This window comes from Rummeliibacillus suwonensis (genome assembly GCF_007896435.1).
GTDB classification, from domain to species: domain Bacteria; phylum Bacillota; class Bacilli; order Bacillales_A; family Planococcaceae; genus Rummeliibacillus; species Rummeliibacillus suwonensis.
In genome coordinates this window covers 2,652,771-2,672,610 of record NZ_VCBL01000001.1, presented here as the reverse complement: position 1 = coordinate 2,672,610, position 19,840 = coordinate 2,652,771, and the positions used below count along the sequence as shown (strand labels likewise).

Genomic DNA, 19,840 nt, shown 5'->3' with positions numbered 1-19,840 from the left:
TAACATAAGAAAATCGATCTCTCCTCCATCATTAATTTATTCCATCTAGACTTTGCATTATTAGGAAATTGATTTAATCATAAATATTTCCATTTATTATCTTTACAATTGGTTCCAATCTTATAAAATTACTAAATATTTGCTCTAAAAAGCCGATAATGGATAAGAAACCGTTTTTATACATATACATAATTTAGGCAGGATGGTGTTTTCAGTGGAGTATCGCCGTAAAGAATCGTTTCGACATGTATTAATTCATGAGGTACCAGTTACTTATACTATCCAAAAGGATGGAAGGACCACCTATCAGAAAGGGAAAATCGTTGACATCAGTCCAAGTGGTCTTAAGCTGTTTACAGAGGAGAATCTTCAATATGAGAGAAGGACACTTGAATTAGATTTGTCATTTATACTCTATTCAAAACCAATCAATGTAAAAGGCGATGTTCGCTGGAAGAAAACTTCTGGTGATGGATATTATTATGGTATTGATATGGATAACGTAGAAGAACATCAAGAATTGATTATTTCAGAGCTAAAATTGCGTCGAAAGAAAGAGGTTTTTGAGGAGAAAAGACAAAATTCGTGAAAATTTTTGGTTAAAAGTATAAAAAATTTTTATGTTTTAAGAAGGAGTTTTTAGGGAAATGTAGAATATGTATATATGGTTGAATAAAGGAGGAGTTTACATGCTAACATTTAACATTCGTGGTGAAAACATTGAGGTAACTCCAGCAATTCGCAAGTATGTTGAATCTAAAATTCAAAAATTAGAACGCTATTTCAATAATGATTTAGATGCAACTGCTAATGTGAATCTTAAGGTTTACAATGATAAAAGGACAAAAGTGGAAGTAACGATTCCAATGAAAAATTTAACTTTACGAGCTGAAGAGCGTAATAGTGATATGTATGCAGCCGTTGATTTGATAACTGCTAAATTGGAACGTCAAATTCGTAAACATAAAACGAAAGTGAACCGAAAATTCCGTGATCGCGAAGGTGTAGGTTTATATTTTGCAAATGTTCAATCTGAAAAGTCAGCAACCACAGTGGCAGAGTCAGAAGATGATTTCTCAATTGTTCGTACAAAACAATTCTCATTAAAACCAATGGATCAAGAAGAAGCTATTTTGCAAATGAATCTTCTTGGACATGATTTTTACATTTTCACAGATGCAAAGTCTGATGCCACTAATATTGTTTATAAACGAAAAGACGGTAAATATGGTCTAATCGAAACAAACTAAGTTCATGTGTAACTTTTATCTGTTACTCATATAAAGCCCAGCTGTTAAATCAGCTGGGTTTTCATTTACAGAAAAATTCTTGCATTCACAGGTGTTATGATTTCCTCACGCCAAGAAATAAGTAGTGGTGAGCTTACTGCTTGTAAAAACGGTTAGTTCAGCTCATACACAATGTTAAAAAATCCTATTATCTGAATCTTTACTTTATTTGGAAGAAATCTCTAGATGTTCTTTTAGCGTGTCGGAAACTTGAGCTAATTCTCCTTTATCCATGATGTAATACCAAATTCCATTAACAGTCGATCCTTGACCTTTTTCAAAATAAATTTGTTGGATGTTACTAAAAGATGGTCGATAGTTTTGCTGTAATTCTTTTAGTTGGGCAAATGTGAGGTTTGTTGAAATATTTTTGCCAAGAATATCGAATATATTTTGGTATTTCAATATAGTTTTGAATGACGTTCCTTCTTCAATAATAGACTGAATCACTTGCTTTTGACGGTTTTGTCTTCCGAAGTCCCCTTCTGGATCTTCTTTACGCATACGCACATATTCTAATGCCGCTGCTCCATCTAACGTGATCATCCCTTTTTTAAAATGATAATCTCCTTCTTGAAAAGCCATTGCGTTTTGGACTTTTACCCCTCCAATTGTATCAATGATCTGTTCGAATCCTTCCATATTCACTTTCGCTACATAGTCGATCGGGATATTCAATAAGTTTTCGACCGAGCTCATCGTCATTTCGATCCCCCCAAAGGCATAGGCATGATTAATTTTATCTTTTATATTTTTGCCAACAATTTGCGTATACGTATCACGTGGAATACTGATCATTAGTGTATTGTTCTTTTGTGGGTTCACAGACAAGACAATCATTGTATCCGAGCGGCCGACGTCACTTTTTCGTTCATCAACACCAAGAAGTAAGATGGAAAATGGTTGTTGTTCTGCTAATTTTACTGGTTCAGTTCTTTCTATTGCTGAAGTTCTCTCTAAGGGGGTATGAATTTCTTCAAAAGTAGATGCTGCATTATGATAAAAAGTATAAGCTAGGATGCCTATCGCAATAAGGACAACGATGATGATAAGGCTTCCCCATTTGAATAACCTACGTATTTTCAAAAATAAGACCTCCTAGTTTCTAGTACTAAGATATTTTATCAACATCATTAAATTACTTATATTTACGACCTCAGCCAATGATCTATGCAATGTCATCAAAATATTTTTATTGATAAAAATGGGGAGAAAAAACAATAGTCTTTCGCTCCATAAAAATAGAGAATCACTCATGAGGGAAAAAGCCCAATCCACGGAGAAGTGGGTTCCATCCACGGAGGGAGAGATCTAATCCACGAAGAAGTGGGTTCCATCCACGGAAGAAGAGAACCAATCCATGGAGAAGCGGGTTCTATCCACGGAAGAGAGGTCCAATCCACGAAGAAAGATCCATCCATGGAAGAAGGATTCCATCCACAAAGAAAGGATTCATCCACGGAAGATGGAATCCAATCCACGGAGGAGCGGGTTCCATCCACGGAAGGAGAGGCCCAATCCACGGAGAAAGGATTCATCCACGGAAGAAGAGAACCAATCCACGAAGGAGCCAGTTCCATCCACGGAAGGAGAGAACACACCCACGAAAAAGCCGCCTCGACCCGCGGAACAAACCCTCCAATCCACAAAAAAGCCAGTCCAATCCATGAAAAATGAGCACCCCAATCCTCAGAAATAAAACCAATTTTTGAAAGATTGACACCTCTCCAAGAAGAAGAAATAAAATATATTCATCGTTCATTTGCACCAGATCGTTACACAGTGTTAAAATGAGGGTTGAGACTATATAGGATGTGAAAATCAATGCCCAGCTTATTGAATAAAATTTTTGATCCAAATAAAAAAGAACTTAAGCATTTAGAAAAAGTTGCAAATACTGTTGAAGCATTCGCTCAAGATATGGAAAAACTTACTGATGAACAGCTAAAAGAAAAAACGGAAGAATTTTATCAACGCTACTCTGAAGGAGAAGATTTGGACAGTATTCGTCCTGAAGCTTTCGCAGTTGTTCGCGAGGCGTCAAGACGTGTGTTAGGCATGTATCCATACTATGTACAAATCATGGGGGGCGCTACCCTACATGAAGGTAATATAGCAGAGATGAAAACTGGTGAAGGTAAAACGTTAACATCAACTTTACCTGTTTATCTAAACGCACTTACTCACAAGGGTGTTCACGTTGTAACTGTCAATGAATATTTGGCTAGTCGTGATGCTGAAACGATGCGCCCGTTATATGAGTTTTTAGGATTAACAGTTGGTTTGAACTTAAATAGTATGTCCAAAGATGAAAAACGTCAAGCTTATGCATGTGATATTACTTATAGTACGAATAACGAATTAGGTTTTGACTATTTGCGTGACAATATGGTTCTTTATAAAGAAGAACGAGTTCAACGTCCTCTTTACTTTGCCGTAATCGATGAAGTTGACTCCATCTTGATCGATGAAGCGCGTACGCCATTGATCATTTCTGGACAAGCCAATAAATCAGCGGCCCTTTATAAACAATCCAACGCATTTGTACGTACGCTAAAGCAAGATGAAGATTATAACTACGATGTTGAAACAAAAGGTGTTACGTTAACGGAACAAGGGATTGAAAAGGCTGAAAGAGCATTCAATATTGATAACTTGTTTGAGTTGACTCATGTCGAGTTAAACCATGCGATTAATCAATCTTTAAAAGCACATGCAAGTATGCATAAAGATGTAGATTATGTTGTACAAGATGGGGAAATCTTAATCGTTGATTCATTCACTGGTCGTATTATGCAAGGACGTCGTTATTCAGAAGGACTTCACCAAGCCATTGAAGCAAAAGAAGGCGTGGAAATTCAAAATGAGTCGATGACAATGGCGACCATCACATTCCAAAACTATTTCCGTATGTACGAAAAATTAGCTGGTATGACAGGTACAGCGAAAACAGAAGAAGAAGAATTCCGCAATATTTATAATATGTATGTTGTGGTCATTCCAACGAATAAGCCTATTGCTCGTGAAGACCGCCCAGATTTAATCTATGCAACGATGCAAGGTAAATTTGAAGCTGTTGCCAATGATATCGCAGAACGCCATAAAAAAGGACAACCTGTTCTAGTTGGTACGGTTGCTATTGAAACATCAGAGTTAATCTCACATTTATTATCTAAACGTAACATTCCTCATAATGTTTTAAATGCAAAAAATCATGAACGTGAAGCTGAAATTGTAGCAGAAGCAGGGCAAAAAGGTTCGGTTACCATCGCCACAAATATGGCTGGTCGTGGTACGGATATCAAATTAGGTGAAGGTATTCAAGAATTAGGCGGTTTAGCAGTAGTGGGCACTGAACGCCATGAATCTCGTCGTATCGATAACCAATTACGTGGTCGTTCTGGTCGTCAAGGGGACCCTGGTGTTACACAATTTTATCTTTCGCTAGAAGATGAATTGATGAAGCGTTTCGGTTCTGAAAGCATGAAGAACATGATGACGAAATTGGGAATGGATGATTCTCAACCAATTCAATCTAAAATGGTTTCAAGAGCTGTGGAATCCGCACAAAAACGTGTTGAAGGGAATAACTTCGATGCACGTAAACGTTTACTACAATATGATGATGTATTGCGCCAACAACGCGAAATCATTTATAAAGAACGTTATGAAGTTTTAGAAACAGAAAATATGCGTGGTTTAGTGGAATCTATGATTGACGAAGTTTTAGTGAATGCTGTCCATTCCTACACTGCTGAAGAAAATGCGAATGACTGGAATTTAACAGGGCTAGCCAATTTTGTAGCTGCTAACTTACTTCCTGAAGGAATTGTAACTGCCGAAAATCTCGCTGGTAAATCTCCAGAAGATATCATTGAATTCCTTCGTGCTGAAGTGAAAAAAGAATATGATCGCAAAGAGGAAGAACTTTCCCCAGAACGTATGCGTGAATTTGAAAAAGTTATTTTACTTCGTTCTATCGATTCTAAATGGATTGACCACATTGATGCGATGGATCAATTACGTCAAGGAATTCATTTACGTGCATATGCACAAACAGATCCTCTTCGTGAATATCAAGCAGAAGGTTTTTCTATGTTTGAAGCCATGGTGGATGCCATTCGTGCCGATGTTGCGAAATATGCGATGAAAGCTGAAATTCGCAGCAACTTAGAACGTGAAGAAGTAGCAAAAGGTGAAGCTGTCAATCCAAAGGTTGATGAAAATACGCCTAAACGTAAACCAATCCGTAAAAAACAAAACATTGGTCGTAATGACTTATGTCCTTGTGGTAGCGGTAAAAAATATAAAAACTGTCATGGTGCTGGTCACTAGATGGAGTATAGAGAGGATACTGAAAAAGTCAATTTGTCTCTATCATTTTCAGTATCTTCAAGTGTAACTGACAAGGGGGCTGTCCAATGTGATTTTTGGACAACTCCTTTGTAGTTTTATCCCGCATAACGAGCAGTAAGCCCTCACCTTGAAATCTAAGTAAATTTTTATAAGCAATGAACGATTGTTGCCAATCTATATAAATTTTTTCTGTAGAGAAAGACAGAGACTCATTGTGGAATCAATTAACTGTAAAAGTCTGATTGATTCAACTCATATACAGTAGAGAATGGAAAATACTTACTGTATAAAGCTTTACTTTGTAGGAAGGGCTCTAATTATACAGGGATATGTTTTTTAGAAGTACGATATTTATAGCAAATGTTAATACTTAATTTGCGGCGGAAGTCGTCTCCTTCTGTAGCATTAATGAAATATGAAATTTATCGGAACCTATCAAGAATAATTTTGGAGGAATAAAAATGATCGAATTATCAGATGTTCGAAATGAGTTAGATAATACGGCTAAGAAATTAGCAGACTTTAGGGGGTCTCTTTGACTTAGAAAACAAAGAGGCTCGAATCCAAGAGTTAGACGAGTTGATGCTTGATCCTTCTTTCTGGGATGATCAAAACAATGCTCAAAAAATCATTAATGAATCAAAGGGTTTAAAAGATATTGTCAACGAATTTTATGCATTAGTTGAAACACAGGAAAATCTTGAAATGACATTGGAACTCTTAAAAGAAGAACCTGATGAAAGCTTGCAAAAAGAGCTTGGGGATGAGTTGGAGGAATTTACTAATCGTACAGCAGAGTTTGAATTGCAATTACTTTTAAGCGACCCATATGATCAAAAGAATGCTATTTTGGAATTACACCCAGGTGCAGGCGGTACAGAATCGCAAGACTGGGGTTCTATGCTTTTACGCATGTACACACGTTGGGCTGAAAAACATGATTTTAAAGTGGAAACATTGGATTATTTACCAGGGGATGAAGCAGGTCTAAAATCTGTAACGCTTGCGATTAGAGGGCATAATGCATATGGCTATTTAAAAGCAGAAAAAGGTGTTCACCGGTTAGTTCGCATATCCCCATTCGACGCGGCAGGACGTCGCCATACATCTTTCGTTTCTTGTGATGTGATGCCTGAATTCACAGATGAGATCGCTGTTGAAATTCGCCCAGAGGATTTAAAAGTCGATACGTATCGTTCAACAGGTGCTGGTGGACAGCATATCAATAAAACTGAGTCAGCGGTCCGCATTCACCATTTACCAACAGGTGTTGTAGTGGCATGCCAAGCAGAACGTTCACAAATTAAAAACCGTGAAAAAGCGATGAGCATGTTACAAGCGAAATTATATCAATTAAAAGTAGAAGAACAACAAGCTCAGTTGGATGATATTCGTGGTGAACAAAAAGAAATCGGTTGGAGTAGTCAAATCCGCTCCTATGTATTTCACCCATATTCGATGGTTAAGGATCACCGTACTAATACCGAAACTGGAAATGTCCAAGCGGTTATGGATGGAGATATTGACCAATTCATCAACGCTTACTTGCGCTCACAATTGTAATGTAAAAATGAAGAAGGCTCATGTTTCATAATTTTCTTTGATCTATATTAACAGACAGTAAGTCCCCAACATCAATAATCAAGTATAAGCTAGAGGGTAGTTGAGGGAGAGACTGTCTGTAAAAGCCTAATTGGTTTGGCTAACATACAATGAGAGATAAAGAAAATAGATTTTGCTGATAGTAGAAATCGACAATCAAATAAACAAAAAGTACAATTCAGTGATGTGAACTCCAAAAGTTAGGTCGAAAAATCTATCTTTTGAGATTTCATCTCAATTTGAATTGTACTTTTTTTATTTTGCGTGCGGATAAATGCGGATGACATCTTCTTACAGCTGACAGGCGTGCTGATTAGAAAAAAACAGATGATAAATTAAGCATAATTCTAAAAAAACACGTATTTTTAGCTCCATTTATGTTGATCCTTGTTACGGCTAACCTGTTTTCTTCGAACGGTGCTTAACTCGGTGAAGACGATTCAATGTCCTGTGGAAAGAGCAAATACCCTTTCCGAGAGAGCGAATAAAGTTTCAGAAAGAGCAAATAAAGTCTTGGGAAGAGCGATTAAATCCCCAGAGAGCAAATAAATCCTCGGAAAGAGCAAATACCCTTTCCGAGAGAGCGAATAAAGTCTTGGGAAGAGCGAATAAATCCCCAGAGAGCGAATAAATCCTCGGGAAGAGCAAATACCCTTTCCGAGAGAGCGAATAAAGTTTCAGAAAGAGTAAATAAAGTCTTGGAAAGAGCGAATAAATCCCTAGAGAGCGAATAAATCCTCGGAAAGAGCAAATATCCTTTCCGAGAGAGCAAATAAAGTTTCAGAAAGAGCAAATAAAGTCTTGGAAAGAGCGAATAAATCCCCAGAGAGCGAATAAATCCTCGGGAAGAGCAAATACCCTTTCCGAGAGAGCGAATAAAGTTTCAGAAAGAGCAAATAAAGTCTTGGGAAGAGCAAATAAATCCCCAGAGAGCAAATAAATCCTCGGAAAGAGCAAATACCCTCTCCGAGAGAGTGAATAAAGTTTCAGAGAGAGCAAATAAATCCCCAGAAAGAGCAAATAACCCTACGAGCGAACATTTGAGACACCTCAGCTTTGCGAAGGAAGCTTCAATGTTCCGCCCACAGGAAAGAGAGCAAGCCATAGCGGAAATCAGCCAATACACTATATCTCGTGGAGAAAATTGAATCATCAACATATTTGATATTTTAATGCAAAACTTCAATTAAGAACATCTGTTTCTTTTTAACTTGTCAAAAATTTAGGATCGTTGTAAAATATAAAATAGAACATTTGTTCTTTATTTGGAGGTGGAATGATGTTAAAATTATCAAAAGAAGCAATCCAAATGTTAGAACAGGTTATTTATTTACCAATGGTTTTGCAGATTCTCCAAAGAGACTATCAAGCGTTTGAACAAGGAACCTTTAAATTGAAACAGCCCTATCTAAAATTAGTTGAGCAGACGATCCAATATGTTCAAAAGGAACTTGCGAATACGAAACGCTATTTGCGAAAAAATCAACTACAAGTATTACGTGGGGAACGAGATGACCTGTTTTCAGAATATATTTTTATGCACCAGCGTGTACAAGATTCACGCCGTTATTCGAATATCCGTTTGCGTAACCATGTAGAAGAATTATTGTCCTATTATTTAGCTAAGGCGCAAGAAATAAGTCAGTGCGAGCAGTAAATAGTAATTCAAGTGGATGATGTTTCCGCAGTATATCATCCATATGACGAAAATATAAAATGGACGCATAGTATTGCTGTCTCGAAAGAGTGACAAAACTAATCTGTTCTTCCGTGTAGACATCGTTCTTAAAATGCAGGCCGATACCGTCGTGATCACCAATAATAGAATGCCCTCTGAAATTTTGCCATAAGATCCATGAATTGTGCTTCTTTTTAGGAGAAGCTGTAGGAAAGAAAATATAAAATTGGTTAATAAGCGATAAAACAATAGGGAGCTTAATCATATTTTCCTCTCTACTATTTTTGAGATGAACATTTTTGAAAATACTGTTGGAATATTCTAAAGTAGCATCTAATTTAGTTCCTAAAGATGCACAAATCCGATTCATTAAACGTATTATTGTGCAGGGTACCACATATGTTTTTTCTAATTCTAAAATGAGCGAATAGTTATGACCATCCAAAACAATTGGTTTCAGCATGCAAATATTCGGTGTTAAACAAAAATCATAAAGATTAACGATTTCGTATTCCATCATACTTTCCTCCTTCGAGATTCTTATCTTTTGCTAAAGAAATATGTAATAGCTATTAATTGAATATGAATTGTGTATGATATCACCAGCTTTCACCTGAAAATATGATGAGAAAATAAAAAGTTTGCAAATTCTTGATGTTTTTCCTATACTATCAAACAGTATTTGGTACACAAAAATGACAAAAGTAATCATTTAGTTGGTAAAAAGGACGGTTTATCTGAACAAAATGAATAGTTTGATTGGAGCGAAAGACTTTAAATAAACTGTTTTTTATTTGTTTTTTCGCAAAACTTTGCCAGAAATAAATATTGAAATAACCTATATTCCTGTTTTTGGATAATTAAAGTGATTCAAGTAAGAAAGTTGTATAATGCTAAAACGTACGTTCGTCATTTTCTCGATATTTGGTAACAGCTATGTTAAAATATAGCCATTAGATGGTAACGTGCGAGGAGGAAGAAAATATGGGGCAAGAATTTGATTTGCATTCGAACTATAAACCAAGTGGAGACCAACCAACGGCCATTCGTCAACTTGTGGAAGGTGTGCAACAAGGTAAAAAGCACCAAACGCTACTTGGAGCAACGGGAACAGGGAAAACTTTCACTATTTCGAATGTCATAAAAGAAGTGAAAAAGCCAACTCTTGTCATCGCACATAACAAGACACTTGCGGGACAGTTATACAGTGAATTTAAAGAGTTTTTCCCCAATAATGCGGTAGAGTATTTTGTCAGTTATTATGATTACTACCAACCAGAAGCGTATGTGCCACAAACAGATACGTACATTGAAAAAGATGCTAGCATTAATGATGAAATTGATAAGCTTAGACATTCTGCTACATCTTCATTGTTTGAAAGAGAAGATGTCATTATTATTGCATCCGTTTCTTGTATTTATGGTTTAGGTAATCCGGAAGAATATCGAGAAATGGTCGTTTCTATTCGAACAGGTATGGAAATTGAAAGAAATCAATTATTACGAAAATTAGTAGATATTCAATACGAACGAAATGATATCAACTTTACTCGTGGTAAGTTTAGAGTTCGAGGAGATGTAGTTGAGATTTTCCCAGCTTCTCGCGATGAACGATGTATCCGAATTGAGTTTTTTGGAGATGAAGTCGATCGAATTCGTGAAATCGATGCACTGACTGGTGAAGTATTAGGTGATCGTGAACATATCGCTATCTTCCCAGCTTCCCACTTCGTTACACGTGAAGAGAAATTAGTAAAAGCCATTGAAAATATAGAAGATGAATTAAAAGATCGATTAGCAAAACTACGCGCAGAAGATAAATTATTGGAAGCCCAACGATTAGAGCAAAGAACAAATTATGATTTGGAAATGATGCGTGAAATGGGTTTTTGTTCAGGAATTGAAAACTATTCACGTCATTTAACATTGCGAGAGCCAGGAGTAACCCCCTATACATTACTAGATTATTTCCCTGAAGATTTTTTATTAGTTATCGATGAAAGCCATGTTACATTACCGCAAATTCGAGGGATGTACAATGGCGACCAGGCGCGGAAAAATGTATTAGTAGATCATGGATTCCGTTTACCCTCAGCATTGGATAATCGGCCATTAAGATTTGAAGAATTTGAAAAACATATTCATAATGCCATTTATGTATCGGCAACACCAGGACCTTATGAGTTAGAACATACGCCTGAAACAGTTGAGCAGATCATTCGTCCAACGGGTTTGCTAGATCCTGAGATTGAAGTACGTCCGATTGAAGGACAAATTGACAATCTGATCGATGAAATTCAACAATGTGTTGAACGAAATGAACGGGTACTCGTCACTACATTAACGAAAAAAATGTCAGAGGATTTAACGGATTATTTAAAAGAAATGGGCATCAAAGTTCAATATTTGCATTCCGAAATCAAAACATTGGAACGAATTGAAATCATTCGTGAATTACGAATAGGCACTTATGATGTTTTAGTGGGCATTAACTTGTTGCGTGAAGGTTTAGATATTCCAGAGGTTTCATTGGTAACCATTTTAGATGCAGATAAAGAAGGTTTTTTACGTTCAGAACGTTCCCTTATTCAAACAATTGGACGTGCTGCTCGTAATGCGAATGGACATGTTATTATGTATGCTGATCAAATAACAGACTCAATGAGAAAAGCGATTGAGGAAACCAATCGCCGACGTACTATTCAGATGGCTTATAATGAGAAAAATCATATTATACCGAAAACCATTCAAAAGGAAATTCGGGATGTCATTCGTGCAACACAGGCGGCAGAAAAATCAGAATCATACTTAACGAAAGCAACAAATGGTAAAAAGTTAACGAAAGCTGAAAAGACAACATTACTAGAATCATTAGAAAAAGAAATGAAAGAAGCGGCAAAAGCACTCGATTTCGAGCGTGCAGCTGAACTTCGGGATACGATTTTAGAATTGAAAGCGGAAGGATGAGAATGTTGAAAAATCAAGAAATCATTGTACAAGGCGCACGAGCAAATAATTTAAAAAACATCAATGTGAAAATTCCGCGAGACCAATTAGTTGTCATGACTGGGCTTTCAGGTTCTGGAAAATCATCACTTGCATTCGATACGATTTATGCAGAAGGACAAAGACGTTATGTAGAATCCTTATCTGCCTATGCACGACAATTTTTAGGACAGATGGATAAACCGGATGTAGATGCGATTGAAGGATTGTCACCAGCGATTTCTATTGACCAAAAAACGACGAGCCGAAACCCTCGTTCAACAGTAGGGACCGTGACGGAAATCTATGATTATTTACGTTTACTATTTGCGCGTGTGGGGAAACCCATTTGCCCGGAACATGGTATTGAGATCACTTCACAAACGATTGAACAAATGGTTGATCGAATCGTACAATATCCAGAAAGAACGAAATTGCAATTATTAGCGCCTATGGTATCAGGACGAAAGGGAACGCATGTAAAATTATTAGAGGATTTAAAAAAACAAGGCTATGTACGTGCACGAATAGATGGAGAACTTCGCGATTTAGATGATCATATCGAATTAGAAAAAAACAAAAAGCATAATATTGAAGTAGTCATTGATCGTATTGTATTAAAAGAAGGAATAGAATCACGTTTAAGCGATTCATTAGAAACGGCATTAAAATTAGCTGATGGTCGTGTTATGGTCGATGTAATGGGGATTGAAGAGTTACTATTCAGCGAGCATCATGCTTGCCCCATTTGTGGATTTTCGATTGAAGAGTTAGAGCCTCGTATGTTTTCATTTAACAGTCCATTTGGAGCATGCCCTGAATGTGATGGCCTTGGTACGAAACTTGAGGTAGATAAGACGCTTGTTATTCCAGATTGGGATGTGACATTAAACGAAGGTGCAATTGTGCCTTGGATTCCTACAAGTTCACAATTTTATCCACAATTATTAAAGGCTGTTTGCAATCATTATGGAATTGATATGGATATACCTATAAAAGAAATACCAAAGGAGCAAATGGATAAAATTTTATATGGATCAGGGGAAGATTATATCCACTTCCACTATGAAAATGATTTTGGAAATATCCGCGATCAGGATATTCAATTTGAAGGTGTTTTGCACAATGTAGAACGTCGTTACAAAGAGACATCTTCCGATTATATTCGTGAACAAATGGAAAAGTATATGGCACAGCAACCTTGTCCATCTTGTCATGGGCATCGTTTAAAGAAAGAAACATTAGCAGTGAAAATCGCAGATAGACATATTGGTGAAGTGACGGAATTATCAATCAAAGAGGCTTACACATTTTTCAGCGAACTAAAATTATCTGAAAAGGATATGCAGATTGCACACCTAATTTTAAGAGAGATCCAAGAACGCCTTAGCTTTTTAATCAATGTAGGGTTAGATTATTTGACGTTAAATCGTTCAGCGGGAACTCTTTCTGGTGGTGAAGCACAACGAATTCGTCTTGCAACTCAAATCGGATCGCGTTTAACAGGGGTTCTTTATATTTTAGATGAACCTTCTATCGGTTTGCATCAACGTGATAATGATAGATTGATTGCAACATTACAAAGTATGCGCGACTTGGGAAACACTTTAATTGTCGTTGAGCATGATGAAGATACGATGCTTGCGGCAGATTATTTAATCGATGTTGGTCCAGGAGCGGGCGTACATGGCGGTGAAATTGTTGCAGCTGGTACACCACAACAAGTGATGAAAAATAAAAAATCATTGACTGGTCAATATTTAAGTGGAAAAAAATTTATTCCTCTGCCGTTAGAACGAAGAAAACCAGATGGTCGTTACTTAAAGATTAAAGGAGCCAAGGAAAACAACTTAAAGAATGTGAAAGTAGATCTTCCATTAGGTGTGTTTATTGCAGTTACTGGTGTTTCTGGATCCGGAAAAAGTACATTAGTCAATGAAGTACTTTACAAAACATTAGCTCAAAAGCTAAATGGTGCAAAAATAAAACCGGGTGAAGTGAAGGATATTGAAGGAATCGACCAATTAGAAAAAGTAATTGATGTAGACCAATCACCAATCGGCCGTACCCCACGCTCTAATCCAGCCACATATACAGGTGTATTTGATGATATACGTGATGTTTTTGCCGTAACGAATGAAGCAAAAGTACGCGGCTATAAAAAAGGGCGTTTCAGTTTTAATGTTAAGGGTGGCCGATGTGAGGCATGCCGTGGAGACGGTATTATTAAAATTGAAATGCATTTTTTACCAGATGTTTACGTACCATGTGAAGTATGTCATGGCAAACGATATAATCGAGAAACTTTGGAAGTAAAATACAAAGATAAGAGCATCTCTGATGTACTAGAGATGACTGTTGAAGATGCATTAGAATTCTTCAAAAATATTCCGAAGATCGCTCGTAAATTACAAACGATTGTAGACGTAGGTTTGGGATACATTAAATTGGGGCAACCTGCTACCACATTATCCGGTGGTGAAGCGCAACGTGTAAAATTGGCTTCAGAGTTGCATAAGCGTTCTAATGGAAAATCCATTTATATTTTAGACGAACCGACTACAGGACTTCATACAGAAGATATTGCTCGCCTATTAAAGGTTTTACAACGTTTAGTTGACAATGGCGATACGGTATTGGTTATTGAACATAACTTAGATGTCATTAAAACAGTAGATTATATTATTGATATGGGGCCTGAAGGTGGAGATAAAGGTGGGACTGTTATTGCAAAGGGAACACCAGAGCAGGTAGCTGAAACGGAAGGCTCTTACACCGGCGTTTATTTAAAGAAAATTTTACAACGAGATCGTAGCCGCATAGAAGAGGCAGTGCTCAGCGCCAAAAAATAGTTGTATATGCGACTATTTTTAATGCGATAAACAACGGAGCAACATAACCGCAAAATGTTGAATATTGCAAGGATGATCAACAATCATTCAAGCTAGAGGCAATTTTTGTTGTTTTTAGTGGAGAGTATCAGCAGTAGTCTATCCTTGCATGAACATAGCCCACTGCCAATCACATCAAGATGTAGAAGGGAATCCACTGTCTGAAAAAGCCTGATTGATTCAATTACATCCAGTTGTAAAGAGAAGGCTCCACAGTGAGAAGTTTGGATTTGGATGTTTGAACAACGCGAGAATTTCCTTGGATAATTAATGATAAAGCCATTGACAGGGTTGCTTTAAAAAAGTTCGTGATTGGATTTTGCAAGATAGTATGAAACTTTTTTCTAAGTGATTCGTAACTATTAGTAATACGAACAAGGAGGCCATTTGGATGCAAGATGAACGTAAACGTATTTTAGACTTAGTTGAAAAAGGCACCATTTCAGCACAAGAGGCACTAGTATTATTAGAGAAGCTAGAACAACCCTCAACACAAGCAGTGGATCGTCAAGCGCAGGATACAAATATTACAGACTCACAATCAACAACTGAACAATCTTCGTCATATCATGATGCTCCATCAGATTCGCATACAAAAGAGGATTCATTTACAGGGCAACAAGGACAATCGTTTGAAAAAAATCAATCTTCGAAAATTGATGATACCTTTTTCGAAGATTTGAAAAAGGATTTTACGCAATTTAGTACTAAATTTGTCGATTTGGTCAATACGACTTTTTCAAAAATAAAAGATTTTGATTTCGACAAGACATTTGTTGAACCAACTACTTTTGAAAAAGAAGAAATCATTGATTCTACAGACTTCAACAATATTAGCATTGATATTCCAAACGGCAGTATTGATATAAAACCATCACTTGACGGAGCAGCAAAAGCTGTCTATCGTGTAAGACCTTCTTTTGTAAAATTAAGTGATAATATTGAGAAGGAATTCCAAGAGCAATTTATTTGTAAGAATGATAATGGAACGTTACGTGTCATTAGTACAACCAAGAAAATTCGTGTTGACGTTACTTTATATATTCCAGAAAAGCAATATAGTACAGCAACGATCCATCAATTTAATGGCGGTTTTACTATTCATAATATTGATCTAGAAAAGTTGAAGGTCAAAACATTGAATGGTGGAATTAGTTGTAAATCTTTTAACTTTAGAAGATTGGATTTAGAAACAGCAAATGGGGCCATTGAAGTTAGAGATGCTACTGGAGAAGAGATAGAGGCGGAAACAGTGAATGGTCGTATTTTTATTGACGGAAAGATAGGAGAAATTGAAGCAGATTCTGTCAACGGTCACGTTATTGTGACGACAACTTCTGAAGAGGCTAGAAGTGTTAAAGCACAAACTGTTGCTGGCGCAGTAGAAATTTATATTCCTAGCACCATCTCATTACAAGGCGAAGTGTCATCTAATTTAGGAAAAATGGATGTTCGGTTACCGGATGTTCAACGATTAAATGAACAAAGCCAAATTTTACAAAAAACTGTTCAATTCTCGAAAAAAGTTGAAAATACAGCCACGTTAGTCATTGAGGGAGAAACTAAAACAGGCTCAGCCGTTGTTAGATATAATTTATAAAAGATTTGAAGATCATTATTTTCTGTGGTGAATAATCGCAATGAAATATAGTCTTCTATAAAGTGATTTAAAAGTGTCTAACACTTTTAAATCACTTTTTTCTGTTTAGGCTCCATTTATCCCGCTTTAACGGGCAGGCCGTAGCGGAAATCGGCGAGTACACTATATACTTGTGGGGAAAATTAGATAATCAATACACCTGTCACTTTATATGTTCTTTTCTTTTTTAAACAGAATTCCTGTAAATTATCGAATATCTTCTAAGTAAAGACAAAAAAATATATTAAATTGATTTGAAATATTACTGTAATAATAGACAAATAGTTCAATGATATAATAAGCTTGAATGGAATTGGTTATGTTTTACTATAAAATGGGTGGTCAGAAAATGATAGAAATGAAGAATGTCTACAAGAAATACCCAAATGGAGTAGTTGCGATTAATGGACTTAATATAAAGATTAACCAAGGTGAATTTGTCTATATCGTTGGACCTAGCGGTGCAGGAAAATCGACATTTATTAAAATGATGTATCGTGAGGAAAAAGCAACTTCTGGGGAGATTTTTGTCAATGGTATGAATTTATCAACATTGAAGAACAAGGAAGTGCCTTATTTAAGAAGACAAATTGGCGTTGTCTTCCAAGATTTTAAGCTATTGCCAAGGTTGAATGTATATGAAAATGTAGCATTTGCATTAGAAGTAATTGAAGAAAACCCTTCAAAAATCCGAAAACGTGTAATGGACGTGTTAGATTTAGTCGGTTTGAAGAGCAAAGTAAGAATGTTCCCAGATGAATTATCAGGTGGAGAACAACAACGAGTTTCTATTGCGCGTTCTATTATCAATGTACCGAAAGTGGTCATTGCGGATGAGCCTACTGGTAACTTGGATCCTGATACTTCTTGGGAAATCATGAAGTTGTTCGAAGAGATCAATGCTAGAGGAACAACGATCATTATGGCAACGCATAATAGAGAGATCGTCAATAATATGCGACGTCGAGTTATAGCTATTGAGGGCGGTCTTATTGTTCGTGATGAACATGGAGGTGACTACGGTTATGAAATCTAGCACTGTCGGTCGTCACATCAGAGAAAGTGTCAAATCAATAGGTAGAAATGGATGGATGACTTTTGCTTCGGTTAGTGCTGTAACAGTCACTTTACTATTAGTTGGTGTGTTTATGGTCATTATGATGAATTTAAACAAAGTGGCCGATGATTTAGAAAATGACGTCGAAATCAAAGTGCTTATTGATTTACAGGCAGATGCAACAGCTGAAGAAACATTGCAACAGCAGATTAAGGGCATGCCAGGTGTCGAATCAATCAAATATTCTTCGAAAGAGCACGAGCTAAACGGTTTGATCAAGGATTTTGGTGATGATTTAAGTTTATTTAAACAAAGTAATCCGCTACGTAATGTCCTTTATGTAAAAGCAGAAAATCCGCAACAAACAGCAAAAGTAGCGAAAAAAATTGATGCATTAGATAACACATATGAAGTACTTTATGGAAAAGGCAAAATTGAAAAACTATTCCACTTTTTGAATGTTAGTAGAAATGTAGGAATCGTTTTGATTATCGCATTACTTTTAACGGCAACATTCTTAATCTCAAATACGATTAAAATCACGATTACAGCAAGAAGAAAAGAAATAGAGATTATGAAATTAGTAGGTGCTACAAACTGGTTTGTACGTATTCCATTTGTTTTGGAAGGTATGTGGTTAGGTTTATTAGGATCGATTATTCCAATGACAGCTGTGTCGATATTATATGCTCAGCTACACAAAGCAGTTGCACCGAGGTTACAAGGAGAAATTTTTCAAATTTTAGATGTTATGCCATTTATCTTTGAAATCGATTTATTGATTTTGTTGATGGGTGTTGTAATTGGTGTTTGGGGTAGTTTCATGTCCGTAAGAAAATTTTTGAAAGTATAATGAAAGGCTGCTCGGTTATTACCTTTCGTATGATTTGTGAAAATAGAATATTTGATAGAGATTAGGGGGTTCACTAGTTGAACAAAAAAGGAAGTAGTTTAACGAGCGTAATTACCGCAACATTAGCTCTAACATTAGTTATTCCATCTATCACAGTTAATGCAGAATCTATCAATGATTTAAAGAATAAGCAACAAGAATTGGACCAAAAAAAATCTGAGTTGAATTCTCATATTCAAGAGAAATCAAAAAAGATTGATAATAATGAATCGAAAATGGATGACATGATGGAGCAGATTTCAAAGCTCGATACAAAAATTTTAGAAGCAGATAAGAAAATCTCAAATGTTTTAGGGAAGATTGATGCAACAACATCGGAAATCAATCTTCTTAAAACGTCTATTACGGATCTAGAAAAAAAAATAGATGAACGTAACCAACTCCTCAAAAAACGTGCAAGGGCTATCCAGGAAAATGGTGGAAAAGTCAGCTATATCGATGTTGTCCTAAAGGCTAAGAATTTTGCTGATTTTGTCGATCGAGTATCTGCGGTCAATACATTGCTGGAAGCAGACCGATTGATCATACAAGAGCAACAAAAAGATCAGAACAAGCTTGAAGAGCAAAAGGGGACACTTGAAGAAAAGTTACAAAAGCAGGAGCTTTATCGTGATGAGCTTCATTTGCTGCGAAAGACATTAGATGTTCAAAAACAAGATAAAAACCTATTGATAGACAAGTTAGAAAATGAGCAAAGCAAACTAAAATCAGAGAAGAAATTATTGGAAAGTGAATATTCAGAGGCACTGAATATTAGCAAAGAAGTTGAAAAAGATATTGCAAAAGAACAGGCTAGATTAGCAGAGGTAGCTCGAAAACAAGCAGAGGCGGCTAGAAATTCAACTACTACCGTATCTAATGCAGGCGAAACGGGCGATATTCCTGAAGTCGCAGGCGGTACATGGACAAAACCAACGAATGGCAGACTAACATCAGGGTTTGGGTGGCGCAATATAGGGGCAGGCCCTGAATTCCATTATGGTGTCGATCTAGCCAATAAAGAGGGAACCCCCATTGTAGCTGCGGCAGATGGTGTCGTTTTTAGAGCAAGTCCATTGTCTACATACGGAAATGTTATCATGATTACTCATTCTATTAACGGACATACATTCACCACTGTGTATGCACATTTGAGTGGATATAATTCAAAAGTCGGACAGGTTGTAAAAAAGGGACAAGTCATTGGCTATATGGGTCAAACAGGAAGAGCATATGGAAGCCATCTACACTTTGAGATTCATACAACGGCATGGCAAGGACAGCAAGTCGGTGCAGTGAACCCGTTACGATATATATCATTATAATAAAAGAGGCTATTGAGGATAGGATATGTTTATCTTCAATAGCTTTTTTATCCCGCGTTAACGGGCAGTAAGACACCCACCTCAGGGTTTAGAGAGACGAGAAAGATAGGTTGGGGATCAACTGCC

General features: G+C 36.6%; 14 protein-coding genes. 12 read left to right on the top strand and 2 right to left on the bottom strand.

Annotated features, from left to right (window positions below; genetic code table 11):
* The first annotated feature begins 214 nt into the window (after positions 1-214).
* Both FEU33_RS12185 and hpf read left to right on the top strand, forming a co-directional pair.
* Positions 215-589, top strand: coding sequence for a PilZ domain-containing protein (locus FEU33_RS12185; protein WP_186725828.1), 375 nt, complete (start codon positions 215-217; stop codon positions 587-589).
* A gap of 100 nt (positions 590-689) precedes the next feature.
* Positions 690-1,250, top strand: coding sequence for a ribosome hibernation-promoting factor, HPF/YfiA family (gene hpf, locus FEU33_RS12180; protein ID WP_146549628.1), 561 nt, complete (start codon positions 690-692; stop codon positions 1,248-1,250).
* 204 nt (positions 1,251-1,454) lie between these two features.
* On the opposite strand, the gene FEU33_RS12175 is transcribed toward hpf, so the two are convergent.
* Positions 1,455-2,375, bottom strand: a complete 921-nt coding sequence (locus tag FEU33_RS12175) for an LCP family glycopolymer transferase (RefSeq protein WP_146549627.1) — start codon at positions 2,373-2,375, stop codon at positions 1,455-1,457.
* Between the two features lie 198 nt (positions 2,376-2,573).
* Between FEU33_RS12175 and FEU33_RS12170 the strand changes: the two genes are divergently transcribed.
* The 4 genes from FEU33_RS12170 to FEU33_RS12155 all read left to right on the top strand — a co-directional run bounded on the left by FEU33_RS12170 (position 2,574) and on the right by FEU33_RS12155 (position 8,904).
* Positions 2,574-2,966: a hypothetical protein gene (locus tag FEU33_RS12170; protein ID WP_146549626.1), complete on the top strand. Its 393-nt coding sequence runs from the start codon at positions 2,574-2,576 to the stop codon at positions 2,964-2,966.
* Between the two features lie 147 nt (positions 2,967-3,113).
* Positions 3,114-5,624: a preprotein translocase subunit SecA gene (gene secA, locus FEU33_RS12165; RefSeq protein WP_146549625.1), complete on the top strand. Its 2,511-nt coding sequence runs from the start codon at positions 3,114-3,116 to the stop codon at positions 5,622-5,624.
* 485 nt (positions 5,625-6,109) lie between these two features.
* Positions 6,110-7,208 (top strand): peptide chain release factor 2 gene (gene prfB, locus FEU33_RS12160; protein ID WP_146549990.1). Its coding sequence is split into 2 segments (ribosomal slippage): positions 6,110-6,181 and positions 6,183-7,208, totalling 1,098 coding nucleotides; the frame shifts between segments, so codons are not numbered across the junction.
* Positions 7,209-8,526: 1,318 nt separating this feature from the next.
* Complete coding sequence (locus FEU33_RS12155) at positions 8,527-8,904, top strand: YhjD family protein (protein WP_146549624.1); 378 nt, start codon at positions 8,527-8,529, stop codon at positions 8,902-8,904.
* On the opposite strand, the gene FEU33_RS12150 is transcribed toward FEU33_RS12155, so the two are convergent.
* The gene (locus FEU33_RS12150) at positions 8,870-9,442 is read right to left on the bottom strand and encodes a competence protein ComK (RefSeq protein WP_186725827.1); all 573 of its coding nucleotides are present in this window, start codon (positions 9,440-9,442) and stop codon (positions 8,870-8,872) included. The two genes, FEU33_RS12155 and FEU33_RS12150, sit on opposite strands and share 35 nt — an antisense overlap.
* A gap of 467 nt (positions 9,443-9,909) precedes the next feature.
* Between FEU33_RS12150 and uvrB the strand changes: the two genes are divergently transcribed.
* From uvrB to FEU33_RS12120, 6 genes are all read left to right on the top strand, one after another.
* Entirely contained in the window at positions 9,910-11,892 is a 1,983-nt protein-coding gene (gene uvrB, locus FEU33_RS12145) for an excinuclease ABC subunit UvrB (RefSeq protein ID WP_146549622.1), read from the top strand.
* 5 nt (positions 11,893-11,897) lie between these two features.
* Positions 11,898-14,762, top strand: a complete 2,865-nt coding sequence (uvrA, locus tag FEU33_RS12140) for an excinuclease ABC subunit UvrA (protein ID WP_146549621.1) — start codon at positions 11,898-11,900, stop codon at positions 14,760-14,762.
* A gap of 430 nt (positions 14,763-15,192) precedes the next feature.
* A complete protein-coding gene (locus FEU33_RS12135; RefSeq protein WP_146549620.1) occupies positions 15,193-16,401 on the top strand; it encodes a DUF4097 family beta strand repeat-containing protein in 1,209 nt (402 codons plus the stop codon).
* 388 nt (positions 16,402-16,789) lie between these two features.
* Complete coding sequence (gene ftsE / locus FEU33_RS12130; RefSeq protein WP_146549619.1) at positions 16,790-17,476, top strand: cell division ATP-binding protein FtsE; 687 nt, start codon at positions 16,790-16,792, stop codon at positions 17,474-17,476.
* Positions 17,466-18,350: a permease-like cell division protein FtsX gene (gene ftsX / locus FEU33_RS12125; protein WP_146549618.1), complete on the top strand. Its 885-nt coding sequence runs from the start codon at positions 17,466-17,468 to the stop codon at positions 18,348-18,350. Before ftsE ends, ftsX begins: the two co-directional genes overlap by 11 nt.
* Positions 18,351-18,427: 77 nt before the next feature.
* On the top strand, positions 18,428-19,714 hold the full coding sequence (locus tag FEU33_RS12120; protein WP_146549617.1) for a murein hydrolase activator EnvC family protein: 1,287 nt from the start codon (positions 18,428-18,430) through the stop codon (positions 19,712-19,714).
* Positions 19,715-19,840: the final 126 nt, after the last annotated feature.